We start from the raw sequence: 16,915 nt of genomic DNA, 5'->3' as shown, positions 1-16,915 counted from the left end.
CCGTTAGAGCTGCGAGCCGACGAGCTTGACGAGGTCGACGAGGCGGTTGGAGTAGCCCCACTCGTTGTCGTACCAGCCGACGACCTTGACCTGGTCGCCGATGACCTTGGTCAGCCCGGAGTCGAAGATGCAGGACGACGGGTCGGTGACGATGTCGCTGGAGACGATCGGGTCGCTGGTGTAGGTGAGGTACCCCTTCAGCGCGCCGCTCTCGGCGGCGGTCTTGAACGCCTCGTTGACCTCCTCGACCGTGACCTCGCGGGACACGTTGACGGTGAGGTCGGTGGCGGAGCCGGTCGGCACCGGGACGCGCAGCGCGTAGCCGTCCAGCTTGCCCTTCAGCTCGGGCAGCACGAGGCCGATCGCCTTGGCGGCGCCGGTGGAGGTCGGCACGACGTTCAGCGCGGCGGCGCGGGCGCGGCGCAGGTCCTTGTGCGGCGCGTCCTGCAGGTTCTGGTCCTGCGTGTAGGCGTGGATCGTCGTCATCAGGCCCTTCTCGATGACGAAGCTGTCGTGCAGCACCTTCGCCAGCGGGGCCAGGCAGTTGGTGGTGCAGGAGGCGTTGGAGATCACCGTGTGCCGCGCCGGGTCGTACTTGTCGTCGTTCACGCCGAGCACGAGGGTAACGTCCTCGTTCTTGGCCGGCGCCGAAATGATCACCTTCTTGGCGCCGTTGTCGGCGTGCACCTTGGCCTTGGTGGCGTCGGTGAAGAAGCCGGTGGACTCCACGACGATGTCGGCGCCGACGTCGCTCCACTTCAGGTTGGCGGGGTCGCGCTCGGCGAACGCCTTGATCGCCTTGCCGCCCACCACGATCTCGTCGGCGGTGGCGCGCACGTCCTCGGGGAAACGGCCGAGGATGCTGTCGTACTTGAGCAACTGGGCGAGCGTGGCGTTGTCGGTCAGGTCGTTGACCGCCACGATCTCGATGTCGGCTCCGCTGGCCTTCACCGCGCGGTAGAAGTTGCGGCCGATCCGGCCGAAACCGTTGATGCCTACTCGGATGGTCACGGAACGGCTCTCCCTCACGTCGTATCGCCCGGTTCTCGCCCGGACTGTTAACTACGGTGGATCCGGGGCTCTCCCCCTCCTTGACCTTATCCAATGACTCACGAGTAGCCCGACACCGGTCGCGTGGGTTTTCACGGGTGATCCCGCAGTCCCCCGGCCGGGGGATTTCCACGCTTGCACCCCAGCTCACAACATTCGTCGATCATCACTACACTCGCCCACCATGTGGCGCGGCTGGTTCCTCCTGATCATCGGCGTGCTGCTGGCCTGCCCGCCCGCGGCCGCCGCGGCGGCGCCGATGGAGCGTGCCAAGCCGGCCGGCCGCGCCGACCACATCGCCGCGGAGCTCCGCCGCGATCCCGTCTATGTGACCGATCACGCACCCCGGGCGCTGCCGGAGGACGCGGCCCAGCGCATCCGGAGGGCGGCCGCCCGGCTCGGCGGGCCCGTCTACGTCGCGGTCACGCCGACCCTGCTCACCGAGGGCTACGACGCCGAGGAGCTGGTCTCGCTGCTGCACGACAGCCTGAACCGCCCCGGTCTCTACATCGTGGCCGATCCCGGGCGCCCGGCGGCGGCCGCCGTCCAGTACGGCGGCAGGGCGCTGCCGGTGAAGGACGCGATGCGGGCCGCGGAGCAGGAACTGCCCTACGACGCGGGCGCGGTCGCGACGATCGAGCGGTTCGTGGACGTCGCCCTGTCGGGGCACGCGAGGGAGCGGCGGGAGAACGCCGGGCCGCGGCCGAAGTCGAAGGTCCGGATCGCGCTGGACGCCCGCGACCGGTCCGAGCGCGAGGCCCGGCGGACGGAGTGGAGCCTGTTCGCCGCGGGGACCGCGCTCAGCGCCGTCACGGTCGTCCTCCTGCTGGTGTGGCTGCGCCGGAGACGGGCGACCCGCGCCGAGCGCGCCAGGGCCGAACGGCTCAAGGCGGCCGAGGCCCGCAAGACGGCGCGCGGCAAGACAGCGCGCGGCAAGAACCAGAAGCGGCGGAGCCGCCGGTGAACGCCGTCGCCAGGGTCCTCGTCCTCGCGGCCCTCATGCTCGCCTCGACGCCGCTCACGGCTCCGGCGGCCGCGAGCGACCCGATCCCCGCCTATGCGCAGCACAGGTTGGCCAGGGTCGCGGCGGCGCTCGCCAAGGATCCGCTGTTCATCGACCCCGACATGTCCTCGGCACTGGACGAGCCCGGACGCGCCCGCGTCCGGGCGGCCATGGAGTCGGCGGGCCGCGCGATCGGCACGCCCGTCTACGTGGTGGTGATCCCGAACGGGACGGATTCGGAGAGCCAGGGCCGGGACGACGTGTTCCTGCACGGCGTCCACGACCGGCTCCGCCGCGACGGCCTCTACCTGCTGGTCAACCAGGCCGCCTGGTTCGAGGCGGAGGCGTTCGGCGCGCCCCGCCGGCTGTGGCGCATCGACGACGAGCGCGGGACCCGGCCCGCCGACCCCGAGCACCGGTTCGCGGACCTCGCGGACCGGCTCGCCACGCGGCTGGGCGTCATCGCGGCGGCGCCCTCCGCTCCCCCGGAGAGTCCCTCGCTGTACACCGAGCCCGACCCGTTCGGGCGGGAGGACACGCTGCGGACCGTCGAGCCGGAGACCAGGGCCCCGTTCCTGACCGGGCTGCTGCTGGCCGGCCCGGCCGCGGGCTTCACCCTGTACGGCGCCGGCCTGGGCGTCGCCGCCCTCCGGCGGCGGTCCCGCAAGACCGTCCCCGCCGCCCATGGCGAGGACGGCGAGGCGCCCGAGACGCATCCCGGCGCGCCCGCCGAGCCGTCCGTGAAATGGCTGCGCCGCACGGGCGGCAGGGAACTGGAGCGGCTGCGCGCCGTGCTGGCCGGGAGCGACGGGAACCCCGGCCGCGAGTACGCGGTGTCGGCGTACGACGTCGCGCAGATCCTCTACGACGACGCGGGCCACGACCCGGACCGGTCGCTGGACCTCGCCGGCGCGATCGTGGTCGCCCGGCTGGGACGGGCGGCACTCGCCCGCGAGACCGGCGCGCCGCGTCCGCCGTGCTTCGTGAACCCGCTGCACGGCGAGTCCGCGCAGCACCGCCGGATGCAGATGGGCGAGCGGACGTCCAGGAAGCGGCCCGTCTGCGCCTCCTGCACCGGCCGGAGCATGACGGCGCTGGACCAGCGGACGCTGAAGGTCCAGGGCCCGGACGGGCCGCGCCCGCACTACGCCGTCCCCGGGGTGTGGAAGGACACCGCGTTCGGGACCGGCGGCGACCACCTCATCCCGCGCCTCCAGGAGTATCTGGGTGTTGAGTGAACCGTCCCCCGGCGAGCGGCTGGCCGCGGCCCTGCGACGCTCCCCGATCCACGTCGACCCGTCCCTGGCGTCCGCGCTGCCGCAGCCGGACCGCGAGCGGCTCATCGCCAAGTTCCGCAGGCTCCCCGTGCCCGTCTACGTCGTCCTCGTCCCGCTGGTGAAGGGCGGCACCTGGGGCGACGACGAGCAGCTGGCGACGGTCGTGCACGAGCGGCTCGGCCACGACGGCGTCTTCATCACCTTCAGCGACATCGGGGACGACCTGCGCGCGAAGGAGTTCGGCGGCGACCACCAGGCCCGCTACGCCGCCTGGGCGGTGTCCTTCGACCGCTCCTACGACGACACGCCGGTCGCGACCCGCCTGAACCGCATCGCCGACCTGATGCTGTCGGGCAACGCCAAGAAGGAGTACGACCGGCTCTCGGCGGAGATCCGGAAGCGTTCCGAGGAGCGGCGCTCCAGGGAGGAGCCGCGGGCCGGCGGCGACGACGGCTCGTCCATGCTCCCGGTCGCGGTGGGCGGGGCGGGGGTCGCGGCCGCCGGGATCGCCGGCGTCCTGCTGTGGCGGCGCCGCCGCATGGCGTCCGTGCACCGCGAGGGCAGCGCGCTGCTGCTGCCCCGGACGGTCTTCTCCACCGCCAAGCGCGCGAACGAGGACCAGCTCCGCGAGCAGGCGTCCCACGAGGTCATCGCGTTCGGCGAGCTCCTCGACGAGACCGACGTCCACGCCGGCGAGCGCACGGACGCCCTGATGACCACGGCGCTGGACGCGTACCAGGCGGCGGGCAAGACGCTGGACGCGGCGCGGGGCGTCCCCGACCTGGCCGGCGTCCTGGTCCTGGTCGACCAGGGCCGCGACGCCCTCGCCTCCGCCCAGGCGGTGGGGAAGGGGCGGCCGGAGATCCCGCCCAGCCCGCTGTGCTTCTTCAACCCGCTGCACGGGGACGCGGCCGGCCGGATCGAGTGGCGCCCCATCGGCTCCCGGCGCCGCCTCCACGTGCACGCCTGCCGCGCCTGCGCCCGCGCCGCCCGCGCGAAGGAGACCCCGGACATCCTCATGGACCGCCGCGACGGCCGCGACGTCCCCTACTTCGAGGCGGACCCGTCCGAGAGCGTCTGGGCCGAGACCGGCTACGGCCAGCTGCGCGGCGACCTGGTCCACCGAATCCTCAGAGGCGACTGACTACGGCGCCAGCATGTCGGCCGTGAGGTTGGCGTCGGTGCCGGGGATGCCCTGGTCGGTGGCGCGCTTGTCGGCCATGGCGAGGAGGCGGCGGATGCGGCCGGCGATGGCGTCCTTGGTGAGGGGCGGGTCGGCGAGCTGGCCGAGTTCCTCCAGGGACGCCTGCTTGTGCTCCAGGCGGAGGCGGCCTGCGTTGACGAGGTGCTCGGGGGCGTCGTCGCCGAGGATCTCCAGGGCGCGGGCGACGCGGGCGCCGGCGGCGACGGCCGCGCGGGCGGAGCGGCGCAGGTTGGCGTCGTCGAAGTTGGCGAGCCGGTTCGCGGTGGCGCGGACCTCGCGGCGCATCCGGCGCTCCTCCCAGGCGAGGACGCTGTCGTGGGCGCCGAGCCGGGTGAGCAGCGCGCTGATCGCGTCGCCGTCGCGGACGACGACGCGGTCGATGCCGCGGACCTCGCGGGCCTTGGCGTGGATCTTGAGGCGGCGGGCGGCGCCCACCAGGGCGAGCGCGGCCTCCGGGCCGGGGCAGGTCACCTCCAGCGACATGGACCGGCCGGGTTCGGTGAGGGAGCCGTGCGCGAGGAACGCGCCGCGCCAGGCCGACTCGGCGTCGCAGGCCGCCCCCGCGACCACGTGCCGGGGCAGCCCGCGGACGGGCCGGCCGTTGTTGTCGATGAGGCCGGTCTGCCGGGCGAGCGACTCGCCGTCCCGGAAGACGCGGACGACGTAGCGGTTGCCCTTGCGCAGCCCGCTCGGCGCGAGCACGACGACTTCGGAGGTGTGCCCGAACACTTCCGCGATGTCCTTGATGAGGCGCCGGGCCGCGACGCCGGTGTCGATCTCGGCCTCGATCACGATGCGCCCGCTGACCAGGTGCAGTCCCCCCGCGAACCGCAGCAGCGTCGAGACCTCGGCCTTGCGGCAGCACGGCTTCATGATCGTGAGCCTGCTCAGCTCGTCCTTGACCACACCGGTCATCGCCATCTGATGAACCCTCCCCCTATCGGACTTCCAGCAGTGTGGCCGATCGCGGCCCGGCGGGTCGTCACTCGGTGAATATCTGTACGAAGGCTTGGGCCAGCCGGGCGGGTTCGTGACGCGGCGAGCCGTCGTCGGCGGCGACGTCGGCGAGGACGAGCCGCCCGCCGAGGGCCTGGACGGCCTTGTCGAGCGCGGCCGGGTCGTCGACCACGCCGCGGTCGGCGACGACGACGTCGACGCGCAGGTCCGGGGCGTGCGCCTGCAGGACCTCCAGGTGGGTCTGCGGCGAGAAGTCGTCGGTCTCGCCGGGCTGCGGCGCGAGGTTGAGCGCGACGACGCGGCGGGCGCGGGCGGCGGTGAGGGCCCGGGCCAGCGCGGGCACCTTGAGGTGCGGCAGGACGCTGGTGAACCAGGAACCGGGGCCGAACACGATCCAGTCGGCGTCGTCGACGGCGGCGAGGGCCTCCGGGCAGGCGGGCGGGTCGGCGGGGACGAGGGACACGCCGAGCACGCTGCCGGGCGTCTTCGCGCACGCGACCTGCCCTTTGACGTGGGTGACCGCGTCGGGACGGGACGGGTCCGCGCCGCGCACCTCGGCGACGATGTCCATCGGCACGGCCGCCATCGGCAGGACGCGGCCGTGCGCGCCGAGCAGCCGTCCGACCCAGTCGAGGCCCGCGACGGTGGAGCCGGACGCGTCCGCGCCGCCGAGCAGTTCCCACAGCGCGACGATGAGGAGGTTGCCGACGGCGTGGTCCTGGAGGTCGCCCTCGCTGCGGAACCGGTGCTGGACGACGTCCCGCCAGGTCTGGCCCCATTCGTCGTCGCCGCAGAGGGCGGCGAGCGCCATCCGCAGGTCGCCGGGCGGCAGCACGCCGAGTTCGCGGCGGAGCCGCCCGCTGGAGCCGCCGTCGTCGGCGACGGTGACGACCGCGGTCAGCCGGTCGGTGACGCGGCGCAGCGCGGACAGCGAGGCGTAGAGTCCGTGGCCCCCGCCGAGCGCGACGACCTTCGGGCCCGCCGTTGGGCCAGGGTGCTTCACCGTGCCGTGTCTCTCCTCGTCCGGGACCGGCGGGCGGTCATTCGCGGCCCAGGTCGCGGTGGGCGACCTGCACCTCGATGCCGTCGTCCCGCAGCCGCGCGGCGATCTGTTCAGCCATGGCCACACTACGGTGTTTTCCGCCGGTACATCCCACGGCGAGCGTCACGTAGTGCTTGCCCTCGCGCTCGTAGCCCTCGGAGAGGAGCCGCAGGACCTCGGAGTAGGCGTCCAGGAACTCCTTGGCGCCGCGCTGCCCGAGGACGTAGTCGCGGACGGCGGTGTCGCGCCCCGTCTTCGGCCGCAGCTCCGGCACCCAGTGCGGGTTCGGCAGGAACCGGCAGTCGACGACGAGGTCGGCGTCGACCGGCAGGCCGTACTTGTAGCCGAACGACACGACGGTCGCGCGCAGGCTGGACTCGCCGGTGTCGTTGCCGAAGAAGCCGATGATCTTGTTGCGCAGCTCGTGCACGTTGAGCCCGCTGGTGTCGATCACCAGGTCGGCCTCGGCCCGCACCTCGCGGACGAGCTCCCGCTCGCGGGCGATGCCGTCCACCAGGCGGCCGTCGCCCTGCAGCGGGTGGGGGCGGCGGACGCTCTCGAACCGGCGCACCAGGTCGGCGTCGCTCGCCTCCAGGAACACCACCCGCGGGTGGACGCCGCGCGCCTCCAGCTCGGCGATCGAGGAGTGCAGGTCCTCGGTGAACGCGCGGCTGCGGACGTCCACGACGACGGCGATGCGCGGCACCGCGTCCTTCACCCGGCCGCCGAGGTCGGCCATCGTGGCGAGCAGCCCCGGCGGCAGGTTGTCGACCACGAACCAGTCGAGGTCCTCCAGGGACTTCGCCGCGGTGCTGCGGCCCGCCCCGGACATGCCGGTGACGATCACGATGTCCGGGATCTTGGTCTCGCTGGTCATGCCCGTCTCCCCCTGTGCTCCCCGTCGCCCGTGCCCTCGCCCGTGCCCCGGCCCGCGCGCTCGCTCGCCGGTACGGTACCGCCGTGCAGCGCCGCCACGATGCCCTCGGCGCTGCGCATCCCGATCCCCGGGACCTCGGCGACCTGCTCGGGCGTCGCGTCCTTCAGCCGCTTCAGCGAGCCGAAGTGCTTCAGCAGCGCCGCCCTGCGCGCCGGGCCCAGTCCCGGAACGTTATCGAGTTCGCTGACCGTCATGGACTTGGAACGCCGCTGCCGGTGGAAGGTGATGGCGAAACGGTGCGCCTCGTCGCGTACCCGCTGGACGAGGAACATGCCCTCGCTGTTGCGCGGCAGGATGACCGGGTCGCCTTCGCCGGGGAGCCACAGCTCCTCCAGCCGCTTGGCGATCCCGCAGACCGCGATGTCGTCGACGCCCAGCTCGTCGAGGGCGCGCTGCGCGGCGGCGACCTGCGGCGGCCCGCCGTCGACGATCACCAGGTTGGGCGGGTAGGCGAACTTGCGCGGCCTGCCGGTCTCGGGATCGATCGGCTGGTGCGCGCCCTCCTCTGTCTCACTCTGGGGGGACGACCCCCCGGCCCCCCCGGCAACCGCCTCATGGGGATCGCCGAGCTGGTCGAGCTCGCCCGTCTTCTCGCTCTCGGCGAGGTAGCGGCGGAACCGGCGGCTGATCACCTCGTGGATGGAGCGGACGTCGTCCTGACCCTCGACCGCCTTGATCGTGAAGCGGCGGTACTCGCTCTTGCGGGCCAGTCCGTCCTCGAACACGACCATGGACGCGACCACGTTCGTGCCCTGCAGGTTGGAGACGTCGTAGCACTCGATGCGCAGCGGCGCCTCGTCCAGCTCAAGGGCGTCCTGGATCTCCTGGAGCGCGCGGCTGCGGGTGGTGAGGTCGGACGCGCGGCGCGTCTTGTGCTGCTTCAGCGCCTCGTGGGCGTTGCGCGCGACCGTCTCCAGCAGGGCCTTCTTGTCCCCGCGCTGCGGGACGCGCAGCCGGACCGGCCCGTCGCGCTGCTCCGACAGCAGCTCGGTCATCGCGTCCTCGTCGGGCGGCAGCGCCGGGACGAGCACCTCCCGGGGCACCGACTCGCTCTCACTGTAGATCTGGATGAGGAAGTCCTCGACGAGGTCGCCGGTGGTGACCTCCTCGACCTTGTCGACGACCCAGCCGCGCTGGCCGCGGATGCGGCCGCCGCGCACGTAGAACACCTGGACGGCCGCCTCAAGCTCGTCCTCGGCGAAGGCGATCATGTCGCAGTCGGTGCTGTCGGGCAGCACGACGGCCTGCTTCTCCAGCGCGCGTTCCAGCGCCCGGACGTCGTCGCGGAGCCGGGCGGCGCGCTCGTACTCCTGGGACGCGGCGGCCTCGCGCATGTCGCGTTCGAGGCGCTTGATGAACCGGGTCGTGTTGCCCGCCATGAAGTCGCAGAAGTCTTCGGCGAGGAGGCGGTGCTCGGCCGGCGAGACGCGGCCGACGCACGGCGCGGAGCACTTGCCGATGTAGCCGAGCAGGCAGGGGCGGTCGAGCTGGTGCTGCCGCTTGAACACGCCGGCGCTGCACGTCCGGACGGGGAACACGCGCAGCAGCTGGTCGACCGTCTCGCGGATCGCCCACGCGTGCGAGTACGGCCCGAAGTAGCGCACGCCCTTGCGCTTCGCGCCCCGCATCACCATCACCCTCGGGAAGTCCTCGTTCAGGGTGACGGCGAGATACGGGTAGGACTTGTCGTCGCGGTAGCGGACGTTGAACCGGGGGTCGAACTCCTTGATCCAGGAGTACTCCAGCTGGAGGGCCTCGACCTCCGTGCCGACGACCGTCCAGTCGACCCGGGCGGCGGTCTGCACCATCGTCTGCGTGCGGGGGTGCAGCGAGGAGAAGTCGGCGAAGTAGGAGTTCAGCCGCGAGCGCAGGCTCTTCGCCTTTCCCACGTAGATGACCCGGCCGTGCTCGTCGCGGAAGCGGTACACCCCGGGGGACTCCGGGATCGAGCCCGGTGCGGGTCGGTAGGTCGCCGGATCTGCCACGCTCAGAAGCCTAGTGGGCGGCACCGACACGCCGGGCTCCCGCACGTTCCGTTCCGCCCCGAACCGGGGCGAGGTGACATAGATCTCCCGTTCGCGGCCGGATGACCGCAAAGTGACGGGAAAGGGAGGGTCGAACGGAGGTTTCCGATCAGCCGAGGAGGTCGTTGCGCGCGTGTCCGCTCTCTGGGCCTGGGCCGTCCTGGCGGGCGTCGTCGCCACGTCCGTGGTCCTCGTGGAGGCGGGCCGGCGGCTGCTCGCCGGCCGGTTGTCGCACCGCTGGCCGGGCGCGGGCCGGGTCGCCCGCCGCGTCGCCGCGCCCGCGTTCGCGCTCGCGACGGTGACCAGCGCCAACGCCGCGATGCCCTACCACCTGCTGCACGGCCAGCCGGACGGCGCCGTCCGGCACGCGCTGCGGATCGCCGCCATCGGCGCCACGACCTGGCTGGTGCTGCGGATCGCCTACGCCCTGAGCGACCCGCCGCTGGAACGGCTGATGCACATCGAGGGCGAGCGCAACCGGCGGGCCCGCCGCGCCCGCACCCAGATGCTGCTGCTGCGCCGGATCGCGGCCGTGGTGATCACGGTCGTGGCGGTGGGCGCCGCGCTGTTCACCTTCCCGAGCGTGCGGGCGATCGGCGCCGGGGTGCTGGCGTCGGCGGGCGTCGCCGGGCTGGTCGTCGGCATCGCGGCCCGGCCGACGCTCGGCAACCTGCTCGCGGGGCTGCAGCTGGCGTTCAGCGACGCGCTGCGGCTGGACGACATCGTGGTCACGCAGGGCACCTGGGGGCGGGTCGAGGAGCTGACGCTGTCCTACGTGGTGCTGCGGCTCTGGGACGACCGCCGGATGATCTTCCCGGTGTCGCACTTCACCGAGCAGCCGTTCGAGAACTGGACCCGGCACTCCAGCCGGCTGCTCGGCTCGGTGGAGCTGCACGTCGACTGGACGGTGCCGGTCGAGGAGCTGCGCACCGAGCTGTACTCGGCGCTGCGGGACAACCCGCTGTGGGACCGGCGCGAGTGGGTGCTGCAGCTCGTGGAGACGCAGCCGAACGGGCTGGTGACCATGCGCGCGCTGATGAGCGCCGCCGACTCGGCGAGCACCTGGGACCTGCGCTGCGACGTGCGCGAGCATCTCGTCGCCTACATCCGCGACCACCACCCGCAGGCGCTCCCCCGGTTCCGCGTGAGCCCCGAGCCCGTGGCCGACGGCGAGGCCGCGTCCCCGGACGGCGCCTCTCCCTCCGCGGACGGCACCGCCCCGTCCCCCGATGGCACCGCCGCGAGCCGTGACTCGCAGACGGCGGGCGGCGCGTCGGCGGGGGTGAACGCCCCGGACGACCCCGACGGCGCCCCGGACGACGCCGGCACCGCCCCGCGCGGGGACGGCCCGGCGCAGCGGAAGTCGCTCAGGCGAGCATGATCTTGCCGTCCTGGACGGTGACGTTCTTCTTCTTCAGGGGCTCGTCCGCGGGCGGGTTCACCACCGAGCCATCGCTGATCTTGAACTTGCTGCCGTGGCAGGGGCAGTTGATCGTGCCGCCCGACACCGAGCCGACGCTGCAGCCGCGATGGGTGCAGCTGGCGGAGAACGCCGTGAACCGACCCTGCTGCGGCTGGCAGACGACGACCTCGGCGTCCTCGAAGACCTTGCCGCCGCCGACCGGGATCTCACTGGCCGCCGCGAGGGCGCCGCCGGCGTCCGTGCCCGCGTCCCCGCCGCCCGAGCCGCCCGAGCCGCCGAACCCCGCGCCGTCCCCGGAACCCCCGCACGCGGCCGCCAGCCCGGCCACGCCCGCGAGACCCGCGCCGATGAGCAGGCCCCGGCGGCTGCGCGCGTTCCCCGGCTCCTGCTCCGTCCCGTCCGCCTTGGTCTCGGACCCCTGTGGCATGCTCGCCCCTCCGGTGACATGTCTCGGTTCTTCCGTCACCTGGAGACACGAACGAGCGACCGAAATGGTTCAAACCGGAACCAAGTCAGGTGACGACGATGCCGCCGTCCTTCACCTGGACCGGGTACTCCTGGAGCGGCCGGTCCGCCGGGCCCTTCGCCACCGAGCCGTCCGTGATCTTGAACTCGCTGCCGTGGCAGGGGCAGTGGATCAGCCCGTTCCGGACGCTGCCGACCGTGCAGCCCTGGTGGGTGCAGACCGCCGTGAACGCCTTGAACGCGCCCTGGGCCGGCTGGGTCACGACGACCTTCTCGTCCCCGTAGATCTTGCCGCCGCCGACGGGCACGTCCGCGGCCTTCGCGATCTGCTGACCCTTGAGGTCCTCGGCGGACTTGGCCCCGCTCGCACCCCCGGCGCCGCATCCGGCGCTCACCGCGGCGCCGACGGCCCCGGCGCAGCCGCACAGCACGGCGCGCCGCCCGATCCCCCCGTCCCCGGCCGTCCGGGGCATCACGTTCTCTCCCATGGGTCCCATCTTGGTGGACGGTTCCGGGGACTCCGCACCGGCCCCTCGGCGACCTAGCCGAGGATCTTCTTGAGGAACTGGCCGGTGTGGCTGGCCTCGACCCCGGCGACGTCCTCGGGGGTCCCGGTGGCGACGACGGTGCCGCCCCGGGAACCGCCCTCGGGCCCCATGTCGATGATCCAGTCGGCGGTCTTGACGACGTCGAGGTTGTGCTCGATGACGATGACCGTGTTGCCCTTGTCGACCAGGCCGTTCAGGACGCCGAGGAGCTTGCGGATGTCCTCGAAGTGCAGGCCGGTGGTCGGCTCGTCCAGCACGTAGACGGTGCGGCCGGTGGACCGCTTCTGCAGTTCGGACGCCAGCTTGACGCGCTGCGCCTCGCCGCCGGACAGCGTCGGGGCGGGCTGGCCGAGCCGGACGTACCCGAGCCCGACGTCGTTGAGCGTCTTCAGGTGCCGGTGGATCGCCTTGATCGGCTCGAAGAACTCGGTGGCCTGCTCGATCGGCATGTCGAGCACCTCGGAGATCGTCTTGCCCTTGTAGTGGACCTCCAGGGTCTCCCGGTTGTAGCGGGCGCCGAGGCAGACCTCGCACGGGACGTAGACGTCCGGCAGGAAGTTCATCTCGATCTTGATGGTGCCGTCGCCGGAGCAGTTCTCGCAGCGGCCGCCCTTGACGTTGAAGGAGAACCGGCCCGGCTGGTAGCCGCGCACCTTCGCCTCGGTGGTCTGCGCGAACAGCTTGCGGATGTGGTCGAACACGCCGGTGTAGGTCGCCGGGTTCGAGCGCGGGGTGCGCCCGATCGGCGACTGGTCGACGTGGACGACCTTGTCGAGCTGGTCGACGCCGTTGACGCGCTTGTGCTTGCCGGGGACGGTCCTCGCCCCGTTCAGCTTCTTGGCCAGCGAGTTGTAGAGGATGTCGTTGACCAGCGTCGACTTGCCCGACCCGGACACACCGGTCACCGCGGTGAGGACGCCGAGCGGGAACGCGACGTCCACGTTCCGGAGGTTGTTCTGCTGGGCGCCCTTCACGGTGACCTCGCGGCCCCTCGTGCAGGGGCGGCGGATCTGCGGGACGGCGATCTCCCGCCGCCCGTCGAGGTAGGCGCCGGTCAGCGAGCGCTCGGACTTCTTCAGGTCCTCGACGGTGCCGGACACGACGATCTCGCCGCCGTGCTCGCCCGCGCGCGGGCCGATGTCGACGATCCAGTCGGCGGCGGCGATGGTGTCCTCGTCGTGCTCGACGACGATCAGCGTGTTGCCCATGTCGCGGAGCCGGATCAGCGTCTCCAGCAGCCGGTGGTTGTCGCGCTGGTGCAGGCCGATGGACGGCTCGTCCAGCACGTACAGCACGCCGACCAGGCCCGAGCCGATCTGCGTCGCGAGCCGGATGCGCTGCGCCTCGCCGCCGGCGAGGGTCGCGGACGCCCGGTCGAGGGTGAGGTAGTCGAGGCCGACGTCCAGCAGGAAGCCGAGCCGGGCGTTGATCTCCTTGAGGACGCGCTCGGCGATGTGCGTCTCGCGCTCGTTCAGCTCCATCGCCAGGAGGAACTTCGCGGCCTCGCCGATCGGCATCGAGGCGACCTCGGCGATCGACATCCCGCCCATGGTGACGGCCAGCACGACCGGCTTGAGCCGGGCGCCCTCGCACGTCGGGCACGGGATCTCCCGCATGTAGCCCTCGAACCGCTCCCGGCTGGAGTCGCTCTCGGACTCGGCGTGCCGCCGCTGGATGTAGGGGATCACGCCCTCGTAGGCGGTGTAGTACGACCTCGTCCGGCCGTAGCGGTTCTTGTACCGCACGTGGACCTGGGTCTCGTGCCCGTTCAGGACGGCCTTGCGCGCTTTGGCGGGGAGCTTGTGCCAGGGGGTGTTGAGGTCGAACCCCATGGCGTCGCCCAGCGCGGACAGCAGCCGGAGGAAGTAGTCGCTCACATGCCCGTTGGACCAGGGCTGGATCGCGCCTTCCCCGAGCGTCAGGTCCTCGTCCGGGACGACGAGCTCGGGGTCGACCTCCATGCGCGTCCCCAGCCCGGTGCAGTCGGGGCAGGCGCCGTAGGGCGAGTTGAACGAGAACGAGCGGGGCTCCAGCTCCTCGAACGACAGGTCGTCGTAAGGGCAGTAGAGGTGCTCGGAGTACATCCGGGTGCGGTTCTCGTCGTCCTCGGGGAGGTCGACGAAGTCGAGGACGATCGTGCCGCCCGCGAGCCCCAGCGCGGTCTCGACCGAGTCGGCGAGCCGCTGCCGCGCGGAGTCCTTCACCGAGAGACGGTCGACCACGACGGAGATGTCGTGCTTCTCCTGCTTCTTCAGCTTGGGCGGCTCGTCCATCCGCACCGTCTGGCCGTCGACGAGCGCCCGCGAGTACCCCTTGGACTGCAGCTCCCGGAACAGCTCCAGGTACTCGCCCTTGCGCCCGCGGATCACCGGCGCCAGCACCTGGAACCGCGTTCCGGGCTCCAGCTCCAGCACCCGGTCGACGATCTGCTGCGGCGCCTGCCGGCTGATCGGCCGGCCGCACTCGGGGCAGTGCGGGTGCCCGATCCGGGCGTACAGCAGCCGCAGGTAGTCGTACACCTCGGTGATCGTCCCGACCGTCGACCGCGGGTTCTTGCTGGTCGACTTCTGGTCGATCGACACCGCCGGGGAGAGGCCCTCGATGAAGTCGACGTCGGGCTTGTCCATCTGGCCGAGGAACTGCCGGGCGTACGCCGACAGCGACTCCACGTACCGGCGCTGGCCCTCCGCGAAGATCGTGTCGAACGCCAGGCTGGACTTCCCGGAACCCGACAGACCGGTGAACACGATCATGGAGTCCCGCGGGAGGTCGAGCGAGACGTCCTTCAGGTTGTGCTCGCGTGCTCCACGCACGATGAGTCGGTCATGCACGGCGTTGTTCCGGTTCCTCTTCTGGGGCGCGGCGATGGGGAGAGACACGTCGGTCTCAGGCTAGCCACGGGGTACGACAGAATCCCCCGACTCCTTAACGGCGACGGCCGCCGCCGCATTTCATGCCCGCCCTGAACGGTCCGGACGGCACTCTCGCACCGTACACGTGTTCGAACATCCCTCGCCACCACAACACCTCACCCCACCCCCGCCCGACCCATATGAAGGCGGTCAGTTCACAGCTCATGGGCCGGGTTCCGGGGGCGGAGGGCGTCCAGGACGAGGCTCAGCGCCCTGTGGCGGAGGTCTTCGGACCAGGAGCCGGCCAGGGCGCCGTGGGCGGTGGCCGTCACCAGCGCCATCACCTCGTCGAGGCGGGCGTCGGGGCGGACGGCCCCGGCTCGCTGAGCGGCGTCCAGGAGGGCGCCGAAGGTCTGGGCGAGGGCCATGATCTGCGCGCCGGGCTCGATGGACGTGCCCTCTTCGGCGAGGAGGCCCACGACGGTGCCGATCTCGGCGGAGCTTTCGACCAGGTACGTGAAGTAGTCGAAGAACGCGGTGGACGGGTCGCCGTCCGAGGTGAGGGCTTCCGCTCGGTCGACGAGGCGCTGCCGGAGGTCCTTCATGATCGCGGCGAGCAGGTCGCGCTTGGCCGGGAAGTGGCGGAAGACCGTGCCGATCGCGACGCCGGCGCGGGCGGCGACCTCCTCGGTGGACGCGGAGGGGCCGCGCTCGGCGAAGACCTCCTGGGCGGCGGCCAGGATGCGGGCGCGGTTGCGGCGGGCGTCCGCGCGCAGGGGCTTGCTCGGTGTCATGCGTCCGTCCGTTGACAAAGGTGAGTCGCGACTCATATTTTCCAATGTGAGTCGCAACTCATGTTAGCCGACCCCGAAGGGACGACCCATGTCCGAGACGACACCGCAGGAACTCTTCGCCCGGTTCCAGCGCAACGCCCTCGCCGGTGCGGCCGGGCTGGACGAGGAGATGCTCGCCGAGGACGCCGTGATCGAGATGCCGTTCGCGCCGGCCGGGCACGAGCGGCGCTCCGAAGGGCGCGCGGCGATCGCGGCGCGGCTGCGGGAGGGGCGCGAGGCCCTGCCGATCGAGTTCGAGGAGTTCCGGAACGTGGTCGTCCACGCGACGGCCGATCCGGAGGTGATCGTCGCCGAGTACGAAATGGTGGCCACCGTGCCGGGCACCGGGAGGCGGGGCTCGGCGAACTTCGTCCTGGTGCTGCGGGCCCGGGACGGGCGCATCGTGCACTGGCGCGAGTACCAGGACCGGGGCGCCATTGCGGAGGCGCTCGGATAGTCACTCGTCGTCCAGGGCGTAGGTGAGGTAGCGGTCGGCGGAGCGGCGGACGGCGTCCTTGCCGTCGGTGTAGACGATCTTCCTCCACCAGGCGCCGTAGACGCGGTCGAAGTCGTAGGGCTCCAGGAGCCGGAGGGCCCGGCGGACGATGCGCGGGCGTTCCGGGATGTGGTTCGGGTAGCTGTACATGAAGCTCACCCAGTCGCGGTCTTGGACGACCGTCAGGATGTCGCCGGAGAACAGGGCGCGGGCGTCGCGCCAGTGCAGGACCTGGCCGCCGTCGAAGTGGACGCCCGCGTTGACCAGCGTGAGCCCGTCGGCGAGTTCGCGGGTGTCGCCCTCCCAGAAGACGACCGCGTCGTCCGGGCGGGCCACCCACCGGCGGTCGGCCTCGTGGATGTAGACGGGCGCGTCGAACGCGTGCGCCCACTCGATCATCGAGCCGTAGAAGTGCGGGTGGCTGATCGCGATCGCGGAGACACCGCCGAGGTCGTTGACCTGCCGGATCACGTCGTCGTCGATGTACGTGACCATGTCCCACAGGACGTTGCCGGACGGGGCGCGCAGCAGCAGGGCACGCTGCCCGATGGCGGTGGACGGCTCGGCGCCGATCCCGACGACGTCCGGGCCCTCCTCGGCGATCCGGCCCCGGTGACCGGCCCGCAGTTCCCGCAGGGTCGTCCATCGCTGGCCGTCCCAGCCGACGTACTGGCGCTCGTCTTCGCAGATGGGGCAGTCGGGGCGCGGCCCGGCATATTGGACGCCGCAGGTCGCGCAGATCGGAAGATCCATGATCACATTGTCTGGCACCGGACCGGCGGGTGCGACAGGATGGAGGCTCTT

15 protein-coding genes are annotated in these 16,915 nt (G+C 72.1%); 5 read left to right on the top strand and 10 right to left on the bottom strand.

The window, feature by feature from the left end; genetic code table 11:
• Positions 1-3: 3 nt before the first annotated feature.
• Complete coding sequence (gene gap, locus AL2_RS28170; protein WP_067638814.1) at positions 4-1,011, bottom strand: type I glyceraldehyde-3-phosphate dehydrogenase; 1,008 nt, start codon at positions 1,009-1,011, stop codon at positions 4-6.
• A gap of 223 nt (positions 1,012-1,234) precedes the next feature.
• Here gap and AL2_RS28165 point away from each other — a divergent pair, with 223 nt between their 5' ends.
• Genes AL2_RS28165 through AL2_RS28155 form a run of 3 tightly spaced genes read left to right on the top strand, consistent with a single transcriptional unit; the run spans position 1,235 to position 4,474 of the window.
• Positions 1,235-2,014, top strand: coding sequence for a hypothetical protein (locus tag AL2_RS28165; protein ID WP_067638812.1), 780 nt, complete (start codon positions 1,235-1,237; stop codon positions 2,012-2,014).
• Entirely contained in the window at positions 2,011-3,291 is a 1,281-nt protein-coding gene (locus AL2_RS28160; protein ID WP_067638809.1) for a hypothetical protein, read from the top strand. The genes AL2_RS28165 and AL2_RS28160 overlap by 4 nt, the downstream gene beginning before the upstream one ends.
• The gene (locus AL2_RS28155) at positions 3,281-4,474 is read left to right on the top strand and encodes a hypothetical protein (RefSeq protein WP_245667004.1); all 1,194 of its coding nucleotides are present in this window, start codon (positions 3,281-3,283) and stop codon (positions 4,472-4,474) included. The genes AL2_RS28160 and AL2_RS28155 overlap by 11 nt, the downstream gene beginning before the upstream one ends.
• On the opposite strand, the gene whiA is transcribed toward AL2_RS28155, so the two are convergent.
• The 4 genes from whiA to uvrC all read right to left on the bottom strand — a co-directional run bounded on the left by whiA (position 4,475) and on the right by uvrC (position 9,455).
• Complete coding sequence (gene whiA / locus AL2_RS28150) at positions 4,475-5,455, bottom strand: DNA-binding protein WhiA (protein WP_067638804.1); 981 nt, start codon at positions 5,453-5,455, stop codon at positions 4,475-4,477.
• A gap of 61 nt (positions 5,456-5,516) precedes the next feature.
• Positions 5,517-6,494 (bottom strand): gluconeogenesis factor YvcK family protein, encoded by a 978-nt coding sequence (locus AL2_RS28145; protein WP_067638802.1) that lies wholly within the window; start codon positions 6,492-6,494, stop codon positions 5,517-5,519.
• 37 nt (positions 6,495-6,531) lie between these two features.
• Positions 6,532-7,410 (bottom strand): RNase adapter RapZ, encoded by an 879-nt coding sequence (gene rapZ, locus AL2_RS28140; RefSeq protein ID WP_067638800.1) that lies wholly within the window; start codon positions 7,408-7,410, stop codon positions 6,532-6,534.
• The gene (gene uvrC, locus AL2_RS28135; RefSeq protein WP_067639051.1) at positions 7,407-9,455 is read right to left on the bottom strand and encodes an excinuclease ABC subunit UvrC; all 2,049 of its coding nucleotides are present in this window, start codon (positions 9,453-9,455) and stop codon (positions 7,407-7,409) included. Before uvrC ends, rapZ begins: the two co-directional genes overlap by 4 nt.
• Before the next feature lie 172 nt (positions 9,456-9,627).
• Between uvrC and AL2_RS28130 the strand changes: the two genes are divergently transcribed.
• Positions 9,628-10,875 carry a mechanosensitive ion channel family protein gene (locus AL2_RS28130; protein ID WP_067638798.1) on the top strand — a complete coding sequence of 416 codons (1,248 nt, stop codon included), beginning with the start codon at positions 9,628-9,630 and terminating at the stop codon, positions 10,873-10,875.
• Here AL2_RS28130 and AL2_RS28125 read toward each other — a convergent pair.
• The 4 genes from AL2_RS28125 to AL2_RS28110 form a co-directional block, all read right to left on the bottom strand.
• Entirely contained in the window at positions 10,862-11,344 is a 483-nt protein-coding gene (locus tag AL2_RS28125; RefSeq protein WP_067638796.1) for a Rieske (2Fe-2S) protein, read from the bottom strand. The genes AL2_RS28130 and AL2_RS28125 overlap by 14 nt on opposite strands.
• A gap of 85 nt (positions 11,345-11,429) precedes the next feature.
• The gene (locus AL2_RS28120) at positions 11,430-11,870 is read right to left on the bottom strand and encodes a Rieske (2Fe-2S) protein (RefSeq protein WP_312032857.1); all 441 of its coding nucleotides are present in this window, start codon (positions 11,868-11,870) and stop codon (positions 11,430-11,432) included.
• 53 nt (positions 11,871-11,923) lie between these two features.
• Positions 11,924-14,761 carry an excinuclease ABC subunit UvrA gene (uvrA, locus tag AL2_RS28115; RefSeq protein ID WP_067638794.1) on the bottom strand — a complete coding sequence of 946 codons (2,838 nt, stop codon included), beginning with the start codon at positions 14,759-14,761 and terminating at the stop codon, positions 11,924-11,926.
• Between the two features lie 236 nt (positions 14,762-14,997).
• Positions 14,998-15,576 carry a TetR/AcrR family transcriptional regulator gene (locus tag AL2_RS28110; protein ID WP_067638792.1) on the bottom strand — a complete coding sequence of 193 codons (579 nt, stop codon included), beginning with the start codon at positions 15,574-15,576 and terminating at the stop codon, positions 14,998-15,000.
• Between the two features lie 88 nt (positions 15,577-15,664).
• On the opposite strand from AL2_RS28110, the gene AL2_RS28105 reads away from it, so the two are divergent.
• A complete protein-coding gene (locus AL2_RS28105) occupies positions 15,665-16,072 on the top strand; it encodes a nuclear transport factor 2 family protein (protein WP_067638790.1) in 408 nt (135 codons plus the stop codon).
• Here the strand turns inward: AL2_RS28105 and AL2_RS28100 are convergent, their stop codons facing one another.
• The gene (locus tag AL2_RS28100) at positions 16,073-16,864 is read right to left on the bottom strand and encodes an MBL fold metallo-hydrolase (protein WP_067638788.1); all 792 of its coding nucleotides are present in this window, start codon (positions 16,862-16,864) and stop codon (positions 16,073-16,075) included. It abuts the gene before it with no gap.
• Positions 16,865-16,915: the final 51 nt, after the last annotated feature.

The organism is Actinomadura latina NBRC 106108, from assembly GCF_001552195.1.
Lineage (GTDB): Bacteria > Actinomycetota > Actinomycetes > Streptosporangiales > Streptosporangiaceae > Spirillospora > Spirillospora latina.
This window is presented reverse-complemented; position numbering and strand designations above follow the sequence as displayed.

Coding starts and splice junctions, on each gene's coding strand:
- AL2_RS28125 (WP_067638796.1), bottom strand. CDS start 11,344: ATGCCACAGGGGTCCGAGACCAAGGCGGACGGGACGGAGCAGGAGCCG.
- AL2_RS28100 (WP_067638788.1), bottom strand. CDS start 16,864: ATGGATCTTCCGATCTGCGCGACCTGCGGCGTCCAATATGCCGGGCCG.
- AL2_RS28110 (WP_067638792.1), bottom strand. CDS start 15,576: ATGACACCGAGCAAGCCCCTGCGCGCGGACGCCCGCCGCAACCGCGCC.
- rapZ (WP_067638800.1), bottom strand. CDS start 7,410: ATGACCAGCGAGACCAAGATCCCGGACATCGTGATCGTCACCGGCATG.
- AL2_RS28120 (WP_312032857.1), bottom strand. CDS start 11,870: ATGGGAGAGAACGTGATGCCCCGGACGGCCGGGGACGGGGGGATCGGG.
- AL2_RS28105 (WP_067638790.1), top strand. CDS start 15,665: ATGTCCGAGACGACACCGCAGGAACTCTTCGCCCGGTTCCAGCGCAAC.
- AL2_RS28165 (WP_067638812.1), top strand. CDS start 1,235: ATGTGGCGCGGCTGGTTCCTCCTGATCATCGGCGTGCTGCTGGCCTGC.
- whiA (WP_067638804.1), bottom strand. CDS start 5,455: ATGGCGATGACCGGTGTGGTCAAGGACGAGCTGAGCAGGCTCACGATC.